21 protein-coding genes and 1 pseudogene are annotated in these 21,679 nt (G+C 40.4%); 17 read left to right on the forward strand and 5 right to left on the reverse strand.

Going from position 1 to position 21,679, the window contains the following annotated elements:
- Window positions 1-54 precede the first annotated feature (54 nt).
- From ptsP to EGC82_RS12965, 11 genes are all read left to right on the forward strand, one after another.
- Window positions 55-1,776, forward strand: coding sequence for a phosphoenolpyruvate--protein phosphotransferase (ptsP, locus tag EGC82_RS12915; protein WP_124731127.1), 1,722 nt, complete (start codon window positions 55-57; stop codon window positions 1,774-1,776).
- Between the two features lie 81 nt (window positions 1,777-1,857).
- A complete protein-coding gene (gene crr / locus EGC82_RS12920; protein WP_101087606.1) occupies window positions 1,858-2,367 on the forward strand; it encodes a PTS glucose transporter subunit IIA in 510 nt (169 codons plus the stop codon).
- Window positions 2,368-2,658: 291 nt separating this feature from the next.
- The gene (locus tag EGC82_RS12925; RefSeq protein ID WP_124731128.1) at window positions 2,659-3,000 is read left to right on the forward strand and encodes an ArsC family reductase; all 342 of its coding nucleotides are present in this window, start codon (window positions 2,659-2,661) and stop codon (window positions 2,998-3,000) included.
- Window positions 3,000-4,133 (forward strand): succinyl-diaminopimelate desuccinylase, encoded by a 1,134-nt coding sequence (dapE, locus tag EGC82_RS12930; RefSeq protein ID WP_124731129.1) that lies wholly within the window; start codon window positions 3,000-3,002, stop codon window positions 4,131-4,133. The genes EGC82_RS12925 and dapE overlap by 1 nt, the downstream gene beginning before the upstream one ends.
- Complete coding sequence (locus EGC82_RS12935; RefSeq protein ID WP_124731130.1) at window positions 4,124-4,834, forward strand: M15 family metallopeptidase; 711 nt, start codon at window positions 4,124-4,126, stop codon at window positions 4,832-4,834. The genes dapE and EGC82_RS12935 overlap by 10 nt, the downstream gene beginning before the upstream one ends.
- Window positions 4,835-4,868: 34 nt before the next feature.
- Window positions 4,869-5,717, forward strand: a complete 849-nt coding sequence (locus tag EGC82_RS12940; RefSeq protein WP_124731131.1) for an alpha/beta fold hydrolase — start codon at window positions 4,869-4,871, stop codon at window positions 5,715-5,717.
- Window positions 5,718-5,825: 108 nt separating this feature from the next.
- Complete coding sequence (gene can, locus EGC82_RS12945) at window positions 5,826-6,440, forward strand: carbonate dehydratase (RefSeq protein ID WP_124731132.1); 615 nt, start codon at window positions 5,826-5,828, stop codon at window positions 6,438-6,440.
- Window positions 6,441-6,609: 169 nt separating this feature from the next.
- Entirely contained in the window at window positions 6,610-7,794 is a 1,185-nt protein-coding gene (gene kdnA, locus EGC82_RS12950; protein WP_124731133.1) for an 8-amino-3,8-dideoxy-alpha-D-manno-octulosonate transaminase KdnA, read from the forward strand.
- 71 nt (window positions 7,795-7,865) lie between these two features.
- Window positions 7,866-8,936 (forward strand): 3-deoxy-alpha-D-manno-octulosonate 8-oxidase KdnB, encoded by a 1,071-nt coding sequence (kdnB, locus tag EGC82_RS12955; RefSeq protein ID WP_124731134.1) that lies wholly within the window; start codon window positions 7,866-7,868, stop codon window positions 8,934-8,936.
- An 88-nt stretch (window positions 8,937-9,024) separates the two neighbouring features.
- Window positions 9,025-9,762, forward strand: a complete 738-nt coding sequence (kdsB, locus tag EGC82_RS12960) for an 8-amino-3,8-dideoxy-manno-octulosonate cytidylyltransferase KdsB (protein ID WP_124731135.1) — start codon at window positions 9,025-9,027, stop codon at window positions 9,760-9,762.
- 90 nt (window positions 9,763-9,852) lie between these two features.
- Window positions 9,853-10,086: a DUF2897 family protein gene (locus EGC82_RS12965; protein ID WP_124731136.1), complete on the forward strand. Its 234-nt coding sequence runs from the start codon at window positions 9,853-9,855 to the stop codon at window positions 10,084-10,086.
- A 236-nt stretch (window positions 10,087-10,322) separates the two neighbouring features.
- Here EGC82_RS12965 and EGC82_RS12970 read toward each other — a convergent pair whose 3' ends face one another.
- Window positions 10,323-11,405 carry an AI-2E family transporter gene (locus tag EGC82_RS12970; RefSeq protein ID WP_124731137.1) on the reverse strand — a complete coding sequence of 361 codons (1,083 nt, stop codon included), beginning with the start codon at window positions 11,403-11,405 and terminating at the stop codon, window positions 10,323-10,325.
- Window positions 11,406-11,430: 25 nt separating this feature from the next.
- On the reverse strand, window positions 11,431-11,652 hold the full coding sequence (locus EGC82_RS12975) for a sulfurtransferase TusA family protein (protein ID WP_124731138.1): 222 nt from the start codon (window positions 11,650-11,652) through the stop codon (window positions 11,431-11,433).
- Window positions 11,653-11,815: 163 nt separating this feature from the next.
- On the opposite strand from EGC82_RS12975, the gene bepA reads away from it, so the two are divergent.
- The 4 genes from bepA (at window position 11,816) to EGC82_RS12995 (ending at window position 16,469) form a co-directional block, all read left to right on the forward strand.
- Complete coding sequence (gene bepA / locus EGC82_RS12980; RefSeq protein ID WP_244212588.1) at window positions 11,816-13,249, forward strand: beta-barrel assembly-enhancing protease; 1,434 nt, start codon at window positions 11,816-11,818, stop codon at window positions 13,247-13,249.
- 97 nt (window positions 13,250-13,346) lie between these two features.
- Entirely contained in the window at window positions 13,347-13,703 is a 357-nt protein-coding gene (arsC, locus tag EGC82_RS12985; protein WP_124731140.1) for an arsenate reductase (glutaredoxin), read from the forward strand.
- A gap of 11 nt (window positions 13,704-13,714) precedes the next feature.
- Window positions 13,715-14,092 carry a DUF2069 domain-containing protein gene (locus tag EGC82_RS12990; protein ID WP_124731141.1) on the forward strand — a complete coding sequence of 126 codons (378 nt, stop codon included), beginning with the start codon at window positions 13,715-13,717 and terminating at the stop codon, window positions 14,090-14,092.
- 430 nt (window positions 14,093-14,522) lie between these two features.
- Window positions 14,523-16,469 carry a hypothetical protein gene (locus tag EGC82_RS12995; protein ID WP_124731142.1) on the forward strand — a complete coding sequence of 649 codons (1,947 nt, stop codon included), beginning with the start codon at window positions 14,523-14,525 and terminating at the stop codon, window positions 16,467-16,469.
- 149 nt (window positions 16,470-16,618) lie between these two features.
- Here EGC82_RS12995 and hda read toward each other — a convergent pair whose 3' ends face one another.
- Together hda and EGC82_RS13005 are read right to left on the reverse strand one after the other, a co-directional pair.
- Entirely contained in the window at window positions 16,619-17,329 is a 711-nt protein-coding gene (gene hda, locus EGC82_RS13000; RefSeq protein WP_124731143.1) for a DnaA inactivator Hda, read from the reverse strand.
- A 152-nt stretch (window positions 17,330-17,481) separates the two neighbouring features.
- A complete protein-coding gene (locus EGC82_RS13005; protein WP_124731144.1) occupies window positions 17,482-18,579 on the reverse strand; it encodes a DUF2066 domain-containing protein in 1,098 nt (365 codons plus the stop codon).
- Between the two features lie 479 nt (window positions 18,580-19,058).
- Between EGC82_RS13005 and EGC82_RS13010 the strand changes: the two are divergent.
- Window positions 19,059-20,218, forward strand: a pseudogene (locus EGC82_RS13010) (uracil-xanthine permease family protein).
- A 126-nt stretch (window positions 20,219-20,344) separates the two neighbouring features.
- On the opposite strand, the gene grxD reads toward EGC82_RS13010, so the two are convergent.
- Window positions 20,345-20,686 (reverse strand): Grx4 family monothiol glutaredoxin, encoded by a 342-nt coding sequence (grxD, locus tag EGC82_RS13015; RefSeq protein WP_011637214.1) that lies wholly within the window; start codon window positions 20,684-20,686, stop codon window positions 20,345-20,347.
- A gap of 234 nt (window positions 20,687-20,920) precedes the next feature.
- On the opposite strand from grxD, the gene sodB reads away from it, so the two are divergent.
- The gene (sodB, locus tag EGC82_RS13020) at window positions 20,921-21,505 is read left to right on the forward strand and encodes a superoxide dismutase [Fe] (protein ID WP_011637213.1); all 585 of its coding nucleotides are present in this window, start codon (window positions 20,921-20,923) and stop codon (window positions 21,503-21,505) included.
- Window positions 21,506-21,679: the final 174 nt, after the last annotated feature.

Below are 21,679 nucleotides of genomic sequence, written 5' to 3' on the forward strand. Positions count from 1 at the left end.
GGTAATATTAGGCTGATCATTAATTAGCACAGCCATCGTTAATAGGACAACGTTATGTCAATCAATGGAATCGTTGTATCTGCTGGCATCGCTTTTGGTAAAGCACTGACTATCACCACCCAACTACCACCACTGGATTTTAAACTGCTTTCTCTTGAACAAATTGACCAACAGCAACTACAGCTAACACAAGCCATTACTCATCTCGTTGCTCATTTACAACATTGCCAACATCATCTGTGTCCAGATTGTGATCATTTCCAACTTATTGATAGCGACATAATGCTGCTCGAAGATGAGGAACTACAACAGCAACTACATCAACACATAAGTCAATTTAGAGTCTGTGCCGCCGTTGCGGTTGATCGGATTTTTAATCAGCATGCAGCAGAAATGTCGGCTTTAGATGATCCTTATCTGGCTAATCGTAGCGGCGATATTATTTGCTTAGCTAAGCGCTTAACGAGTGCATTACATGGCCATTTACAATGGGATTTATCTACCCTTTCAGAAGACACCATATTACTGGCTGATGACCTAACTCCCGCTGAATTTGCCATATTACCATTAACTCACATTACTGGGCTTATTCTCGAATCGGGCGGCTTAACAAGTCACACAGCTATTTTGGCTCGAGCGGCAGGTATACCAGCATTACTTAATTACCAATTCTCACAAATAAAAGATGCGATTGAAGATGGTACACAAATCGTTTTAGATGGGATGTCTGGTGAGTTACATATTGCCCCGTCAGTTCAACTTTTTGATCAACTAAAGCAAAAACAACAACAAGAATTGCTGCGTCGCCAGGCATTAATGATTTATAAAGATCAACCCAGCCAAACGCGTGATGGTCATCAAGTCACTTTGCTGGCCAATGTGGGCAACTTGAATGAAATATCTCATGTAACCGATGTGGGTGCTCAAGGCATTGGCCTGTTTCGGACCGAATTCTTATTGATGAATGCCAAAGCTCTACCAAATGAGCAGCAACAATATAAACTCTATAGCGATGCGCTTCATAGCTTACAAGGTGAAATACTGACCATTCGCACCTTTGATATTGGCGCTGATAAAGAAATACCTTGCTTGGCGCAAAACAACGAAGAGAACCCCGCACTCGGCATCCGTGGTATTCGCTATAGTTTGGCGAATCCAGACACCTTTATCACTCAAGTAAAAGCAATACTTCGGGCAGCTAAGCATGGCCAAGTTCGATTAATGTTCCCCATGGTTAGTCAGGTAGAAGAACTTGAGGCCGCCTTTTTACTAATTGAACATGCTAAAGCAGAGTTAAATCAACAACAAAAAGGCTTTGGTAATCTGAGTTATGGTATTGTCGTTGAAACCCCTGCTGCTGTATTAAACCTACCAAGTATGTTGCCACTGCTTGACTTTGTTAGTATTGGCACCAATGACTTGACCCAATATACTTTAGCTGCAGACCGCACTAATCCGCATTTAGCAAAGCAATACCCATCATTGTCACCCGCTGTTATCCAATTAATGGTCATCACCATTAATCACTGTAAACAGGCTAACGTTAAGGTCTCTTTATGTGGTGAACTTGGTAGCGATCCTCAGGTCTTACCTCTATTAGTTGGACTTGGACTTGATGAGTTGAGTATTAATCCGGCTAATTTATTAGATGTAAAAGTGGCTCTGATTGAAGGGAATTACACTAAATTTGTTAACCATGCACAACACATCGCTTTGTTAACTCGTATTACTGATATTCGTAAAGCCATTAACGTTTTTGCACTCGATGGTGATTAATCTCACGAATAAAGTTGGTAAAGTTTGCAGAGCCGTTTACAATTAACCGCATAAAAATATTAATAAAAGAGGCTAGTTCTTATGGGATTTTTAAGCCGTATTCGACGACTTATTTCAGGTCAACCACCATTAACAGGGGGTATCGCTATTTATGCCCCCGTATCGGGTGATATTGTTGCAATAGAAAAAGTACCCGACGTAGTATTTGCTGAGAAAATTGTTGGTGATGGCATTGCTATCGACCCTAAAGGCGAATTTATTGTCGCCCCAATTGATGGCACTATCGGTAAAATTTTTGAAACTAATCACGCATTTAGCATCGAATCACCGCAAGGACTAGAATTGTTTGTTCATTTTGGTGTTGGCACTGTTGAGCTAAGGGGCAATGGTTTTAAACGTTTAGCCGAAGAAGGCCAACAAGTTAAAGCGGGTGAACCTATCTTATCATTTGATTTGGCTTATTTACGCGGTAAAGTTGACAGCCTGTTAACCCCTGTGGTGCTGGCCAATATGGAAGATGTTAAACAATTAGATAAGGCTCAGGGTAGTGTCATTGCTGGTAAAGATATTATTTTTACCGTGCAAATGTAATTTTACTCAGAGTAACTCTATTTGTGGGGCATAATTAACCACTTTATTTACCTCGTATAGCCAGTGGTTATTGCCAATGCTTAGCGACACATTAATATGCAACCTCAGGCTTAAGTTAGCCTAGGTTGCATATTATGAAATCTTTTCAAAACACCTTCTTCAGCTTGTTCAAGCCGCTTCACAATGCCACAATGTTAATATTATCACGGTTAACTAAGGCTGCTTTTTCAGGCTCATCTTGAGAGCTAAATCTTAACGTTACAATCCAATAGACATTAATGGAGTACTCTTTTGACTTTATATGGCATAAAAAATTGCGATACCGTTCGCAAAGCGCGCAAATGGCTTGAAGCCGAAAAAATTGAATACACATTCCATGATTTCCGTGAAGACGGCCTCAGCGAAGCAACCGTTGCACAGTGGGCTAATGTCGTTGGTTGGGAAACCTTATTTAACAAACGCAGTACCAGTTTTCGGGGGTTAACTGACGCCGAAAAAATTGATATATCAGAAGACAAAGCAATTACTTTAATGGTGCAACATCCAACATTGATTAAGCGTCCCGTCCTCGTCAACAACGATAAATTACTGGTTGGTTTTAACCTAGCTCAATACCAAGCGTGGTTCGCATAATGAATAATGATGTAGTTGAATTAGCAAAAGATCTGATATCACGTCCATCGGTAACACCGTTAGATGAAGGTTGCCAAAATTTAATGGCCAATCGACTTGCTGCTATTGGTTTTAATATTGAACCTATGGTGTTTGAAGACACCACCAATATGTGGGCAAGACGGGGAAATAGCGATCCTGTTTTTTGTTTTGCAGGCCATACCGATGTTGTTCCTACTGGCGACCTTAACCGCTGGCACACCCCTCCGTTCGAGCCAACCATTATTGATAATTATCTTCATGGTCGCGGCGCAGCAGACATGAAAGGATCGTTAGCGGCAATGATTGTGGCTACCGAACGATTTATCGCTAAACACCCCAATCACAATGGTTCTATCGCTTACTTAATTACCAGTGATGAAGAAGGTCCGTTTATTAACGGTACCACTCGCGTTATTGATACCCTCGAAGCACGAAATGAAAAACTAACTTGGGCGTTAGTAGGCGAGCCTTCCTCAACACACAAGTTGGGTGATGTGGTTAAAAATGGTCGCCGCGGAAGCTTAACGGGCAACTTAACCGTTAATGGCATTCAAGGCCATGTCGCTTACCCTCATCTTGCCGACAACCCAATCCACAAAGCTATGCCAGCATTAACAGAACTGGCGCAAATGCATTGGGATAGCGGTAATGAGTTTTTCCCACCAACCAGTTTCCAAATAGCTAATGTTAATGGCGGTACGGGGGCATCAAATGTAATCCCGGGCGAGTTACAAGTGATGTTTAACTTCCGTTATTCTACAGAGGTCACCGCAGAAGATCTCATTAAGCGAGTGGTGAGTATTTTTGATGCCCATGGCTTAGATTACAATATCAATTGGGTTTTTAATGGCTTACCTTTTTTAACGGGTGATGGCCCACTCCTTGATGCCACGCGCGAGGCGATTCGCGAAGTGACCGGTTATGAAACCGATCCGCAAACCTCTGGAGGCACTTCAGATGGACGCTTTATTGCGCCAACTGGTGCGCAAGTATTAGAATTAGGCCCGGTAAATGCCACGATTCATAAAGTTAATGAGTGTGTCAACGTGACCGACTTAGAGATATTAGCTAACTGCTATGAACGCATTTTGGAAAAGCTTCTGTGCAAATAAACCCACAACAACCCATAGTTGATATACCAAATGAACAAGCTCAACTGTACGGTTTAGGTGACCGCCATTTGGTTACCATTGGGCAGTATTTACTTGAACAACGTACTGCAGTTGCATTTACACAACTACAAAATGCTGCATTAGTGGCAGGATTTGATGTGCAAATATGTTCGGCATATCGGCCGTTTGATCGCCAATTGAGTATTTGGAATGCTAAAGCAAGTGGTCAACGTCCGTTACTTGATAGCACTTCAAATCCGTTGGAGTTTGCTGCGCTCACGCCCCAAAAACTGATTGATACAATTTTGATATGGTCTGCATTACCCGGTGCATCTAGGCATCATTGGGGAACAGACATTGATGTATATGATGCTAATTGTATTAATCAAAAAAAATTACAATTAATTACTGCAGAATACACAAATGATGGCCCTTGTGCTCCATTGCATCAGTGGCTTGGTATACATGCGCCTAAATTTGGATTTTATTTTCCTTATCAACCGCATTTAAGCGGTGTGAGCCCAGAACCTTGGCATATGAGCTATTTTCCAGTCGCTAATCAATTGTTAGCTCAATTTAGCGCAGTGGAATTAGCAAAAGTATTGTCTGCTGCAGAAATATCATTAAAATCACCATTACTTGAACGACTAACCGAGTTAGTTAATCATTACGTTTTCTTTGTTGCGCCCTCTCCGACTTAATGTCTGCGCGTACATTCCTTTATATGAGTCTGTTATGCCTACTTTAATGCTCCATAAAATAATTGATAACCAACCTTTATATTACTCAGATGAAGGCCACGGGCCTGTTATTATTTTCTGCCATGGCTTACTCACTAGTAGCACTATGTGGCGTTCACAAATCAATACGTTATCATCACAGTACCGTTGTATCGCCATCGACTTTTGGGGTCATGGTCAAACCACCACTATTCCAGAGACCACTCAAAATTTACAAGATGTAGCACAACAGGTATTAACCTTGATGGATCTGCTTAACATCAAATCGGCCGCTATTATAGGTCATGGTAGTGGCGGAGCCATTGCTGCAGAACTTGTTTTATACGCACCGGTGCGTATTAATGCGCTGATAATGCTTAACAGTTTTGTCGGATTCGAACCGCAAGTTAATTGCGTAAAATACCAAGGGTTAATGGCGCAAATTGCTAACGAGCAAACCATTTCAACAGCGCTTGCACACATTATTAGCCCGTTGTTTTTTAGTAAAGACATTGAACAGTTAATTGACCAAGACGCGAAGCTTGATGCCGTGGTAGAGCAATTCAGAGTTGAATTAACCACTTACTCAAGCGCACAAATAACGGTGTTACTTAAATTTGCGAATATGGCTATTTTTAAACGTGACACTCTCGAATTTGTTGAGGCTCTCACCTTACCCACCTTAGTTGTTGCGAGTTTGAGGGGGTATTTACGTACCGCACTTGAAAGTTATTTAATGCATGACTCAATCGATGGCAGCCAATTATTGAATATTGAACAAGCTGGTCATTTAGCTAACATCGAAAAATCCAACCTTTTCAATCAGCATCTTATTGATTTTTTAGATAAAATTAATTTTAATTAATCACGCCAATGGATAGACCAGATACGCCAACATAGCTGATATACTCGTACAAAATGACATATTGGCTGTAATTCCTTACAGGCAAACAACGACCTAATTCGAGCACCAATGAAACTTCTTAAACCATTATTTGATAATAATCGCCGTTGGGCTGAACGGATCAATAAAGAAGATCCAACCTTTTTCGAACAATTAGCCAAACAACAAAACCCTGAATATCTGTGGATTGGTTGTTCCGACAGCCGGGTGCCTTCTAATCAAATTATCGACTTGTTACCCGGTGAAGTTTTCGTTCATCGTAATATTGCCAATATGGTCATCCATACTGATTTAAACTGCTTATCTGTGCTGCAATACGCTGTCGATGTGCTGAAAGTAAAGCATATTATGGTGGTTGGACATTATGGTTGCGGTGGTGTGCGAGCAGCAATGAATAAAGAGCGATTAGGGTTAATTGATAATTGGCTTGGCCATTTACGTGACATATATCGTATTCACGAAGACGCGCTTGAATCGATGAGTGAACAAGCACGTTTTGATCGCCTATGTGAGCTTAATGTAATGGAACAAGTGTCAAATGTGGTATCGACCAACATCGTTCAAGAAGCATGGGATCGTGGTCAAGAGGTAGCAATACATGGTTGGATTTACGGGATTAATAATGGATTACTCACAGATTTAGATGTAACCATTGACCGTATTCATGGCCGAATTTTTGTATAACTGTTCATTCTATCTCCGCTTACACTTTTATTAGGCCTGTTATTTAACAGGTCTTTGTTTGTTGTCATTAAAAATATGCAATAAAAGTCGCGAACCACCACTGAAGAACGTTATAATCATCGCGTTTATTTAGCGCTACTATGCGCAGAATTTTTAGGAGATTATTTCCATGCCTGGTTTTGAATTATTTGGTCCTGAAGAGAAGCAGGAAGTTGCTGACGTAATGGAGAACGGTTTTACCTTCCGTTATAACTTCGACCATATGCGCAATGATCGTTGGAAAACCCGCGATATGGAGCAACTGCTTTGCGAAAAAATGAACGTAAAACACGCTCATTTAGTATCAAGTGGCACAGCGGCATTACAAACTGCTATGGCAGCAGCGGGCGTGGGTGCTGGCGATGAAGTTATTGTTCCTCCTTTTACCTTTGTCGCCTCTGTTGAAGCCGTGTTTATGGCCGGTGCGATACCTATTTTTGCTGAAATTGATGAAACATTATGTTTATCGCCAGAAGGCATTGAAGCCGTTATTACACCGCGTACTAAGGCGATAAACCTAGTCCACATGTGTGGCTCTATGGCTAAAATGGACGAAATCAAAGCGGTGTGTAAAAAGCATAATCTACTGATTTTAGAAGATGCATGTCAAGCCATCGGTGGCAGTTATAAAGGCCAAGCATTAGGCACTATTGGTGACGTGGGTTGCTACTCTTTTGACTCAGTTAAAACCATCACCTGTGGTGAAGGTGGTGCAATTGTGACTAACAACAGTGAAATCTATAATCATTCGCACATGTTTTCAGATCATGGTCATGACCACGTCGGTAGTGATCGCGGCGCAGAATCACACCCTATTATGGGTTTGAATTTCCGGATCTCTGAAATGAATGCGGCAATGGGTTTAGCACAATTACGTAAGCTTGATAAAATCATTGCTATTCAGCGTAAAAACAAAAAAACCATTAAAGATGCTATGGCATCTATTGCTGAAATTACTTTCCGTGAAATTCCTGATCCAGAAGGCGACTCAGCTGGCTTCTTAACCTTTATGATGCCAACAGAAGCCCGTGCTCAAGAAATTAATAAAAAGCTGGCTGCCAACAAAGTTGATGGTTGTTTTTATTGGTATATTAACAACTGGCATTACCTTAAAAATTGGAAGCACATTCAAGAGCTCAAAGCTCCTGCAGCGTTACCGATTATGTTAATAGCCGATCGTCCAGATTACACTAAGGTACTGACACCTAAATCTGACGCTATCATGAGCCGTACAATTTCGATGCTGATCAAGTTATCTTGGACAGATGAGCAAATTGCTGAGCGTATTGAAAACATCAAACGTGCTTTTGCCTAGTCTTAATGCCTCTGTGCCAGTAATGGCTCAGAGCACTTTTTACAGTACTTATCTCAATGGAGACTGTTGTAATGAGTTTTAAAAATTTTAAATGTGTACCAAAAATGATCTTCGGCCGTGGCTCGTTTGTGCAACTTGATGTTGTGTTAGGTCAAGAACGTAAACAGGCTAACGATTTTGTGGTCTTTCTAGTTGATGATGTACACCAAGGCAAGCCTCTGGCAGACCGTGTACCCACTAAAGCACACGACCTACTGATTTACGTCAACGTAGATGATGAGCCAACAACTGAACAAGTTGATGCGTTAACCACGCAAGTTAACGCTTTTAACACTACCTTACCAGTAAGCGTAGTGGGTTTAGGTGGCGGCTCAACGATGGACCTGGCCAAAGCTGTATCGTTAATGCTAACTAACCCTGGTAGTTCTTCTGAATACCAAGGTTGGGATTTAATTAAACATCCTGCGGTTCACCACATAGGTATTCCAACAGTATCAGGTACTGGTGCAGAAGCATCACGTACTGCGGTATTGTGTGGGCCAGTTCGTAAACTAGGACTAAACTCTGACTACACTGTGTTTGATCAAATTATTATGGACTCTGAGTTAATTGCAGGGGTTCCAACTGATCAGTGGTTCTATACCGGAATGGATTGCTTTATTCACTGTGTAGAATCATTGCAAGGTACTTATTTAAACGAATTTGCTAAAGCATTTGCAGAAAAATCAATGGATTTATGTCGTCAGGTGTTCTTAGACGACCACGCAGATAAAGATGACAAGTTAATGATGGCATCTTACATGGGCGGTATGAGCATTGCTTATAGCCAAGTTGGAGCATGTCATGCAGTCTCTTACGGTTTAGGTTATGTGTTGGGATATCACCATGGTATTGGTAACTGTTTAGCTTTTGACGTACTTGAAGAATTCTATCCTGAAGGTGTAACTGAGTTCCGTAAAATGATGAAAATTCATAACATCACTTTACCTAAAAATATCTGTAAAGACTTACCAGATGAAACCATCGCTAAGATGGTTGCTGTTACTAAGAGCATGGGCCCACTTTGGGACAACGTGTATGGTAAAGGCTGGGAAGAGAAAGTTACCGATGAAATGCTGACTAAGTTATTCCGTCGTATATAATAAACGGTATATTACGTCATAAAGGGCTCTTATGAGCCCTTTTATTTATTGTCTATATTATAGTCACAACCACAAGTAGGTCATATTAATGAATGTTACTCTATTAATCCCGGCACGTTATGGTTCAAGCCGTTTCCCGGGCAAACCGCTAGCCCCGATTAATGGTAAACCCATGATCCAACACGTTTATGAACGCGCTTCTTTAGCCAAAGGCGTCGATAATATCTATGTCGCTACTGACGACGACCGGATTAAGGATGCAGTTGAATCTTTTGGTGGTAAAGTGGTAATGACCAGCCCAGATGCTGCCTCAGGTACCGACCGAATTAATGATGCCATTGAGCAACTGGGTCTGAGTGATGACGATTTAGTGATTAATTTACAAGGCGATCAGCCACTGATTGATCCCATTTCAATTGAGCAAATCATTACCCTATTTGAACGTCACCCTGGTGAGTTCGAAATGGCGACCTTAGGATTTGAAATCGTTGATAAACGCGAATTAGACGATCCGATGCACGTTAAAATGGTGTTCGATAATGACTATAATGCATTGTATTTCTCACGAGCACGTATTCCCTTTGGCCGTGATACTAATGACTATCCAGTTTATAAACACTTAGGTGTTTATGCTTATACTAAGCGTTTTGTGAATGCATTTGCTAAGTTACCTTTAGGCAGACTTGAAGATCTCGAAAAATTAGAGCAGCTACGCGCTCTTGAATATGGCCACAAAATTAAAATTGCGATCAGTGCATTTGACTCTCCAGAAGTCGATACCCCTGAAGATATTCGCAAGTGTGAGCTACGCTTAGCCGTTGACTAACTAACATGTGTTAATCTAGCCGCAGTTGCCCAGCAACACGGCTAGACAATACCAAGCTTAAATAATACCAAGGTTAAACAGGAGTTTACCATGAGTTTAGAAGGCTACGAAGTATGGCTAATCATTATTTTAGTCCTCGGCGTTATTGCGAGTAATATTGCGGTATTGAAATATTCGGCCAAGTTTAAAATGCCTCAATTTGGTGAGCATAAAGACGAAGCCAGTATAGTGGAACCTAAAAGCAGTTCAGAACAGCCTGCTGAGGAACTTAATCAACAACCTTCTAAAGAAGACGACAAAGAGAATAAACACAACACACTATAATTGCCGAAGATCATCTATCCCGGTAATCACTGCAACGATATTATTATATAAGTGCGCCAGCGTACTGAGTTATTGTTATTTATATAGCACTCATTTAGGTGTTTTATCTCATTACATATCGCTACTCCCGCAACAAGCGATGCAGAGCCCTAACCGCATAATAAAAAAGCTAACACCACGATGGCGTTAGCTTTGATTTATATACCTCCAGACCTGCCTAAGACAACATACAACGGCTACTCAGAGTCGAACTTAATTTGTTGTTGCTCTTGGTTATTTGGCCAAGCATTTATTACCGCTTTGACTAGCGATGCTAGCGGTATGGCAAAGAACACGCCCCAAACGCCCCATAAACCACCAAAGACTAATACTGCAGCAATAATAACTACCGGATGTAAATCAACAGCATCAGAGAACAATAGCGGTACCAACACATTACCATCTAATGCCTGAATAATTCCATAACCTAACATTAGGTAACCAAATTCAGCACTAAATCCCCATTGGAAAAAAGCCACTAAGGCAATGGGTAATGTCACCAATGTAGCACCAACATAAGGGATTAAAACAGACAAACCAGTCAGTACACCGAGTAAGGCAGAATACCGAAGTCCCATGATGGCAAAAAAGATATAACTGGCTACTCCAACTATAACAATTTCAATCACTTTGCCACGAATATAGTTAAAAATTTGTTGATCCATTTCAAACCATACTTTGCGTGCTAAACCACGGTTCGTTGGGAAAAAACGTTTACTGCCATTGAGCAAAAACGCTTTATCCTTTAAAAAGAAAAAGACTAATAAAGGCACTAAAATCGCGTACACCATCAGCACTAATAATGATGCAGAATAACCTAAAATTTGTTTACCTAAATCAATAAGGTGCTGAGTATCAAGCATCTTGTTGATTTCTTCCATCATCGAATCAAGTTGCGGAGCACTTACAAATTGAGGGTAATCGGCACTAAACTCTCTAACGATTAACATGCCCTTATCGATCATTGAGGGTAAATCGGTGACCAATGACACCCCTTGACGCCAAATACTCGGTACCAAGCCAAACATCAAAATGATCATTAAGCCTAAAAAGACTACCAACACAATCGAAGCCGCCATCGTTCTACTTATCCCCAGGCGCGACATTTGTGCTACTGGCCATTCGAGTAAAAAGGCTAATACTAAAGCAACCAGCAATGGCGCAAGCAATCCGGAACCAAAGTACAATGCAAGACCGATCCCAATAATGATAAACATTAACGTTATGGCTTGTGGATCACTAAAGCGGGTTTTGTACCAATCAGTTAAAAATTCCAGCATTAAAAAACCTTTTATATGAACAATATCAATTTCTTTTGGTGATGATAAATGATAAACAATGCGGTTGATCTGCAATGATTTCAATACCAAAACCCATTTTTTTTATCAACAAGGGAACATCTCGGCGCGAACCGGGGTCTGATAACAGAACATGTAATTTTTCATCCATATCCATTTGCTTCAATAAAAGTTTTACTTTTACCAAAGGATAAGGACAAACATAGGGTGTTAAATCAATTAAAATCATTATCAACTTGCTTTAAACAATCTAGGGCTATTATCCTAGCTTGGACAATAAACCACAAGCAATGTAACTTAAGCAAACTTATTGGTTAAGCTTAAATTTTCGATTCAATCATCATTAAAGGTTTCGCTTGAGCAAATTATCATTATCGACCTTTTCAAAAACACTGGCCGCTAGCGCTATAAGCGTGTTATTTGCCGCCAGTATTGGCCACAGTTTTGCTAATAATGATCTACCGGATCTTGGCACCGCAGCGGTCAATACTTTTAGTTTAGAAAAAGAAACCGTTTACGGTGACGCTTATATGCGCGTTATTCGCTCTTCTGCACCCGTTCTTAGTGATCCGGTGCTAAGCCAATATCTATCAGAACTAGGTAATAAGCTAGTTGCTAATGCCACTGGCGTAAAAACGCCGTTTTATTTCTTTTTATTGCGCAATGATGAAATTAACGCCTTTGCATTTTTCGGTGGTCATGTTGGCGTGCATACTGGCTTATTTTTAAATGCCGACACTGAAAGTGAATTAGCATCAGTGCTCGCACACGAAATTACCCATGTAACCCAACGACACCTTGCTCGCTCACTAGAAGCACAACAAAAGAGTTCGACTGCTACCATTGTGGGCATGCTAGGGGCTATTTTATTAACCATAGCAGCGCCTCAAGCCGGTATGGCGGCATTAGCCACCACCCAAGCTTTAACAACGCAATCAAAAATCAACTATACCCGCTTACATGAAAAAGAAGCAGACCGTATTGGAATGCAAATTCTTGTTGATGCGGGATTTGATCCCAATGCTGCCGCCACTTTTTTTGGTCAACTGGCTATTCGCTATCGTTTTACCACTACGCCACCGCAAATGTTACTGACACATCCGTTGCCAGAGTCTCGTATTACCGAGGCGCGTAACCGTGCGGCTCAGTACCCTAAACATAATGTGCCTAACAGTTTAAACTTTCAGTTAGCAAAAGCGCGTATTCAAGTGCGTTTTTCCAGTTTTAGTGATGATGCCGCGTTATCTTTATTTGAACAACAGCTGAAAAAGAACGAATACTCTTTCAAAGAGGCCGCTCTTTATGGCAAAGCCTTAGCCCTTTTCCGGTTAGAAAAATTTGCTCAAGCTGAAGTGATTATTGATGATTTACTAAAACAAGATGATAATAATCTGTTCTACATCGACACCAAAACAGATTTGTTAGATCAGAAAAAAGATTTTGCAGGCGCAATAGCATTATTAGAAGCTCAGCGAAAATTGAAACCGACCTCGCAAGTGGTCAACACAAACTTAGCTAATATTTATGTTCAGGCTGATCAGCCTAATAAAGCCATCCCACTTTTAGAAGAACTAATATTTTTTGATAAGCAGAATATGCTGCCATATCAAATTATGGCCGACGCATACCGTAAATTGGACAATAAAGCGCTTGAGTATTATAGCAATGCTGAACTCATGGCCTTATCTGCTAACTATAAAGGAGCAATCGACCAACTCAATTATGCTTATCGCTACTCTAACGGCCAAACGTTACAACTGGCACGAATTGAAGCGAGAATAAGGCAATTTAGACAAGCAGATAGGGCAATGGAAGAATTAAAATAGCCGTGATTATCTAACCTTATAAGTGATTCTTTGATAGAATAATGGCAAACAATAAATCAACTTATTGTTTGCCATTTTTTAATGACGGACTTTGACTATGAAAACAGTAAAAACGACAATTTACCATAACCCACGCTGTTCAAAAAGCCGTGAAACGTTAGCATTACTGCAAGCAAATAACGTCGATATCACTATCATTGAATATTTAAAGACGCCCCTTTCTGCCACTGAAATTCAAACGATATTACAACAACTAGGCTTAACAGCTCGCCAGTTAATGCGTACTAAAGAAGATGAATATAAAGCTCAAAACTTAGCTGATACATCATTATCTGAAGATCAACTTATCGCGGCTATGGTGACAACACCTAAATTAATCGAACGACCTATCGTGTTAGCAAATAATAAAGCTGCCATTGGTCGTCCACCTGAAAATGTTCTTTCTATTCTGTAACGAGTAAAACAATGACTTCTCAAACCTTGTTTCAACTTAGCCGTATCGGTTACCTTGCGTTACTCCTGTTGCTTAGCGGCTGGTTTATCCAACAAGGTATCAACGGGACTTACTCGCTTGGGTTCAGCCTAATATGGATTGTGCCTTTACTGTTGCCACTCAAAGGTGTGTTAACTGGCAATCCATATACCTATGCCTGGGCTAGCTTTGTTCTGTGTGTGTATTTATTGCATGGATTAACCCTTGCTTATGTCACCACTGATGCGTTGGTATTTGCACTGATTGAATCAGTATTGATTTGTGCTTTGTTGGTGAGTTTTCCATTCTATGCTCGTAAACGCGGCCGGGAGCTAGGATTAGGGTTGAAGAAAAAGTCTGAACAACAATAGGGTATGTTGAACTTTTCTGGTTGAGTTTAGTTCGAGTTTAAAACGTTTTAATCGAGGCGAATGCATGGATGTCTAATCATCTGAGCAAAATGCACTCAACAAAGAGAAAAACGTTTTGGCCGAACCCTTCGGCCAGCATTTGTTGACCATTTTTATTGCTTTATCGACTATTTATGTAAAATAACTACACCTCAAAGTCTCTGCCTCGCTGTTATATATGTTAAAAATGGTCAGCAATTTGCTGCAAAAATAAACTTTAAAGATCAACACCCCCTATATTAATGCCTGTTTAATTGATTGTATATAAAGCGCCTTATGGCGCTTTTTTGTTTATTGCATTTAATAAACAGTGCGTGTTAGGTTGGTGTGTTAACAAGATGTTATATAAGTGTATTTTATAATTCTAAAAAAATAAACATGGAGTCGTTTAATGAATGCATCGCGTAATGTAGGCTTTTACAGTCTTATAGCCAGTACCATATTAGTCAGTGCGTGTGGCAGTGACTCTTCCGATGATAATTCTGGAATACCATCCTCTTCAGCTTTTGAGATCTGCAGTGACAATTCAAGCAAAAATTTAGTATCCACCGATTCTGAACTGGTTTTTATCGTTGAACAAAATTATGCCGCCAATAGACCTGGCAGTATTACCGCGTCAATAGCCGATCAAAATAGTGCCGGCCGTACGTTTCTATGGCAACAAGTCTCAGGTCCTAGCCTTGAGTTAGCCTCAGTGAATAGCCCAGTATTAGCCTTTACACCCAGCAGTAACGATAACTACAGTTTTAAAGTGACGGTAACAGGCGGTTCGAGCAATTATGAAGAGGTAGTGTCAATAACCGCTGACTCTACAGATAATATTTTACGGATTAACAATGACCATCAAATGGTGGCAAATATAGATGCTAGTTTAAGAATTCAAAATATAAATGGCCAAGTACCCACAGATATCAGCTGGTGCATATACCCAAACATCGACAACGTTGGTTTTAATAGTGTCGATTTAACTGACCTTAATCGACCACTGTTTAACGCACCAGACGTAAACAGCGACCAACTTATTAGCCTAAAAGCCACAGCAACCTTTGACGGCCAAACAGTCAGTGATGATGTACATTTACTTGTCACAAAAGAGCAAGCTATCCCATCGAAGGCTTACTATAATTACCCTCTCGCACGAGTACATCCCTACAAAGCAGATTCAGCTTATGCCGATAACCTTGTTAACTGTACTTACTCTAACCAGCAAATTGACCCATGTAACATCCTCAACGAACTGCCATTTATTAGTCAAGACAGTCAGCCAGACCCGATTGATACCATAATGGACAGAGTCGTAGTGTCCCACGACTGGATGGGACAGAATTTTGAAACTTACCTTCGTGCACAAACAAACACTGACTTTGTTGAGCTATTACAATCAGTGACTGCAGTCATTATTAGTTACGATATCAGGCCGGCTTATTATTCGGGTTATATCGGAGCCATATATCTCGACCCTGAATATTTATGGCTGACGTCTGCCCAACGTGACACCATTAACGAAACACCAGACTATCGCAGCAGTTTTGGTGAAGACTTGAATTACTTATCTCCATATCGTTATGTTAAAAATAATGCGTATGCAAGTGAATATATAGAAAAAGGAAACCGTATAAACCGCAGTAAGGATAATATGTCTTCTAATCTAGCAAGGCTCATGTACCACGAACTGGCTCATGCAAATGACTATTACCCGCAAAGCATGCATGCCAATATTCAAGGGCCAACATTAAAAGACGAATTTAATCTTCGTGAAAAAAATAATGCAATGACGTCTGATCAACTTAACATCCGTTATCCATTACTCAGTGATGAAATGTATGGCCTTGCTAAGGTTCAACACTTAGGGGAATCTGCAAACAGTACTCAAAAAGCGTTTAGTCCCAGTGATGTCGCTGAATTTTTTGCTAATGATTTAGCCAATGATGATTATGCTTACTCGTCAAAACGTGAAGATGTTGCCATGCTGTTTGAAGAAATAATGATGAGCCATCGCTATGACACTTTACGTGATATCGCCATTACAGATAAACCAGAAGTACAAACAAGCTCAACCATTACTGTTGAATGGGGAGTGCGCGGCCGAATTGGACAGGCTGAATTGCGCGATCGCGCCAGCTACGTTCTCGGACAAATGATGCCCGATATTAACACCCAACTCGTGATGGACGGTTTACCGGAGCCTGCTGCGTTAGTGAAAGGCCAAACCTGGGCACAAAATTTAGTCTTAACTGCGGATCAGTCTAAATCGCTACAAAAAGTCTCTAACCAGTCTGATGACACTGTCATTGATAATCGACCATTGCAGTTTAGTGGCGACCAACATGCACATTAGTCACTCCCTTAGATAAACAAAAACGCCAAATGAATTCATTTGGCGTTTTTTATTGTGTTTGATTTGGCTTAGTGAGTTACCGCTTCCGAAATCAAGTTCTTAAGCTAATATTTAAAATTGATTCAAAGGCTAAGAAATCGAGATTGACTTTATAACCTCAGCATTTCTTTTATAAACGGAATCGTTAGTTTACGCTGATGTACCATAGAAGCTTTATCAAGTTTATCGAGTACATCAAACAGGGTGCGTAAATCACGCGCCATACGCGTCAGCAAAAAGCGTCCGACGTCATCGGACAACTGCAAACCACGCATTGCCGCTCGGCGCTGCAACGCAAGTAGTTTTTCATCATCAGCCATTGGTTGCAGTTGATAAATTAATCCCCACTGCATACGAGAAACTAAATCGGGTAATAAAAAACCGGTTTCAGATGGTGAAGCTTTACCGCTAACAATCAAACGGCAATCCTGTTGTTCCGCAATACGGTTATATAAATGAAAAATGGCCTCTTCCCACACAGGATGACCCGCTATCGCTTCAATATCATCAATACAAATCAAGTCAAGGGATTCTAGACCCTCAAATAAAGCCGGTGAAATACTCGCGTGGATACCGAGTGGGATATATAAAGTACGACGTTCTAAATCATTGGCATGAGCACAAGCAGCATGCATTAGATGGGTACGGCCTGACTTTTCAGGACCATAGAGATATAAAGAAGAAGCCAAATTCCCTTCAGCACTAGCTTGAAGTTTCTGGATCAATTCGTCATTACCCGAAGCAGGGTAATAACTTTGAAAAGTTTCATCGTCAGGTAAATAAACGGGTAAAGATAATTGTCTTGGTGAGTTTTGTGTCACTCAGATAGGTCTCAAAATCATAAACGGACTAACGTCATTATACCTAAGTGATTCTATTATGCGAGTTTAGGTAAAAAACCGACATAAAGACCGTCTTGGTATAGCATTTTACGCTGTACGTTAACGCTGTACAGCGCACTGGTTAATAATACTTATTGGCCTAACCATTGATAAATCAATTTAGGTTTACTATCACTGGTTTTAGCTTCATAAAATGAATCTACACTGCCAACAGTATCTAATTGCGATAAACGACTATCAATATTAAGCAGTCGTTGCAAATCATCTACACTACTGAATAGCTCTAAAGTATAAGTGGCAGAGTCACCTTTAAATTGACTCAGGTTAATCGACTTTACGGCACTGAGTTGACGAAGGTAGGTTTCAATATGTACTACTTGAGTCATATTATTTAAGCCCGTAAAACTAACTTGTGTCGCAACATCACTGCCAGTAGAGGCAATAGCAAACTGGCTAATATAATAATCAGCCAAAATGTTCATCATACGCTTAGTTGCTTGCTGATAATCAGCAGCGTCACCCTGTTGTGAAATTAAAGCCTGTAACACACCATTGGTTGTATTTTTATCAAATAATTTAAGCGTGTAATGTAGATTACCGCCTTGAGTGTCCACGTTAGCAATAGCAAAGTAATCCGCTTGGTAACGCATTGATGCTTTAGCTAACACATCAGTAAACATCCCTCGCACATCATTGATACTCACTTGCATAACATCATCTAAATCCATAATAGGCAGTAATAATGGAATGCCTTTGTTATTAGACTCTTGAGTTAATTCAGCACGAATATCTGCTGCAGAACCATCAGCTAGAATAGTGGGTTCATTATTTTCATCAACAGACATCCATAATAACGTTAATGGGCGTTGGCTGCCCCACACAGGTAAGCCAGCTTGACGTAGCGTTGAAATCACCCGTTGGTGATCAAAACTGGCTTTTAGCATTAGCTCACCATTTTGTTCATAATACCCATATTGCGTTAAAATAATTTCAGGAGTATTAATTTGAGCTTTAACTAATGGGTTTAACACCACACTAGGCAGACCAGAGTTTTTTAAAAAAACGGCAGCTAGAGCCTCTTTAAGGGCATTATTTTTAACATCGTTCGCTCGTGAACTCACCGCAATATCGGCTTCATCGAGCTTACCGACTTCAGCAGCATGTACAGTCGCAATAGTAATGAGTGCAACCAATGGTAAAGCAATGAGATTAATTAGTTTTTTCAGCATCTGATAACATAAACGCAGCAAATAAAAGTAATCAAATTATATCATAATAAATTTCTATCGAGTAATGGATAACGCAAACTCTTTTTTGTATCGATATATTGAAGGAGATGCGTTGATTTTTCACATTAAATGTTCAGGCGTTTACTGCGGTTTTATTCAAGACAGTGATGATGGCATTTAGCGATGCTAAATGAGTAAGCAAAGATGCAGCAATTTATACCAAGGACAGGCCGGTTTATCTCAAATCAATATTTACAGCAACCGATTAACAAGCCCTCACTATTGTAGCTATATCAAATAACAATAATCGCTACAGCGTCCTCAAAGTTGTTATGCATATGATCGCTTTTATGTGACAATTCGCGCCGTTTAATCACACGCTAACTTTCTAAATACTGATGGAGAACAATATGAAACGCGTGTTAATTCCGCTTCAAGGCGCACAAATGTTATTTGTCGCTTTTGGTGCGCTAGTGTTGATGCCGCTCTTAACCGGCTTGGACACAAGTGTTGCCTTATTTACTGCCGGTTTCGGTACCCTTCTGTTTCAATTGGTCACTAAACGCCAAGTCCCTGTATTTCTTGCTTCTTCCTTTGCTTTTATTGCCCCCATTTTATATGGCGTACAAACATGGGGTATTCCAGCCACCATGGGCGGTTTAATGGCGGCGGGGGGGTCTATATGCTACTGGGTTTAACCGTAAAACTGCGTGGTACTGGGTTTATCCACATGCTATTACCTCCTGTTGTTGTTGGCCCCGTGATTATGATTATTGGTTTGGGCTTAGCGCCAGTTGCAGTCAATATGGCATTAGGCAAAAGTGGTGATGGTAGCTTAATCATCGTTGAACAAAATATTGCACTAACGATTTCTCTTTGTGCATTAATGACCACCATAATAGTAGCAATTTTTGCTAAAGGATTAGTACGTTTAATGCCCATCCTTGCTGGTATTTTAGTTGGCTATGGCATTAGTTTAGCTTTTGGTGTTGTTGATTTTACCCCTGTAAGCCAAGCTGCTTGGTTAGCCATGCCAAACTTTGTCGCCCCTGAGTTTAATTGGCATGCGATTTTATTTATGATCCCTGTGGCTATTGCGCCAGCCGTTGAACACATTGGTGATATTTTGGCTATATCTAATGTCACAGGCAAAGATTATTTTAAAAAGCCCGGTTTGCATCGCACCCTTACCGGTGACGGTATTGCCACCATTGCAGCGGCAGCATTGGGGGGTCCCCCTAATACTACCTATAGCGAAGTAACAGGTGCAGTGACACTGACTAAAAGTTTTGATCCACGCATAATGACGTGGACAGCTATCACCGCAATTACATTAGCCTTTGTTGGCAAGCTTGGCGCTGTGATGCAAACTATCCCCGTACCCGTAATGGGCGGCATTATGTGTTTACTATTTGGATCAATTGCAGCAGTGGGATTAAATACCTTAATTCGTCATCAAGTTGATTTATCTGAACCTCGTAATCTTAGTATTGTCGGGGTAACGTTGGTATTTGGTATTGGCGGAATGGCCTTTGGTATTGGCTCGTTTAGTTTAACCGGGATCAGTTTGTGCGGTATTGTCGCTATTTTGATGAACTTGATCTTACCTGCCGTGAAAAAACCACAAGCAGAAAAGTAACTTTATGTAACCGCAAGAAGTAACACTGCGTTGTAAGTGATCGTTTTAAAACGATATAAAAAAGCCCCAATAACCTTTAGGCTTGGGGCTTTTTATTAAGTGCCTTAGGCACTCAATTATATGTCATTATTCTGCTGCATCTTCAGTACGAAATTTATCTGCAGTCGCTTTGATGATTGGCTGAAGTTCACCTTTTTGGAACATTTCAGTGATGATGTCACAACCACCAATCAACTCGCCTTCAACCCATAATTGTGGAAATGTTGGCCAGTTAGCAAATTTTGGTAATTCAGCACGAATATCTGGGTGCTGTAAAATATCTACGAATGCAAATTGTTCACCACAATTGATCATCACCTGAGCAACCTGAGATGAAAATCCACAGCTAGGTAGCTTAGGTGAACCTTTCATGTACACGATAATTGGGTTTTCGCTAATTTGCTGCTTAATCTTTTCTACAGTTTCCATTTGATTTCCTAAGTATGACGACTGAACACATTATGCCTATTGTACGACACCTAGACAAAGAACAAAATGCCACAGTTTGTAGGGTTTATCTAAAATCCATAAATTCGATTACTGCAATCCACATAATTCCCTAAACAATGATTCACATCACAAAAATAATCAGTACAATAGCAGTAGAGCAATGTTACCTGATTGGTAAACAAAACGATAACCTGAATCCATGGAGAGATACTAATGGCTTTCGAACTACCAGCATTACCTTATGCAAAGAACGCACTTGAACCACACATTTCACAAGAAACCATTGAGTTCCATTATGGTAAGCATCACAACACATATGTGGTAAAACTAAACGGTTTAGTTGAAGGAACTGAGTTTGCTGGCAAAACACTAGAAGAAGTGGTTAAAACTTCAACTGGTGGTATGTTCAACAACGCGGCTCAAGTTTGGAACCACACTTTTTATTGGAACTGTCTAGCACCGAATGCTGGCGGCGAAGCAACTGGCGATATCGCTGCTGCTATCAACGCTTCTTTTGGTTCTTTTGAAGAATTCAAAGCTAAGTTTACTGATTCTGCAGTAAATAACTTTGGTAGCGCTTGGACATGGTTAGTGAAAAAAGCTGATGGTTCATTAGCAATTGTTAACACTAGCAATGCAGCTACACCGTTAACAGATGAATCTGTTACTATTTTATTAACAGTAGACGTATGGGAACATGCTTACTACGTTGATTACCGTAACGCACGTCCAGAGTATTTAGCTCACTTCTGGCAGCTTGTTAACTGGGAATTTGTTAATAAGAACTTTGCTGCTTAATTTCGATTAACTGCAAAAACTAAAGGAGCCTCTGGGCTCCTTTTTTTTCGGTGTTTACCCACCAAAGATGCGACTCTTTATCTAGCTTTTATTTTATCTACATTCGCCACGTTTGTTCCCTGTTAATTGCTTTATTCAACACTCAAAATCCCCTAGCTTATCAACTCGCCCAAA

Source organism: Shewanella livingstonensis (assembly GCF_003855395.1).
Classification (GTDB): domain Bacteria; phylum Pseudomonadota; class Gammaproteobacteria; order Enterobacterales; family Shewanellaceae; genus Shewanella; species Shewanella livingstonensis.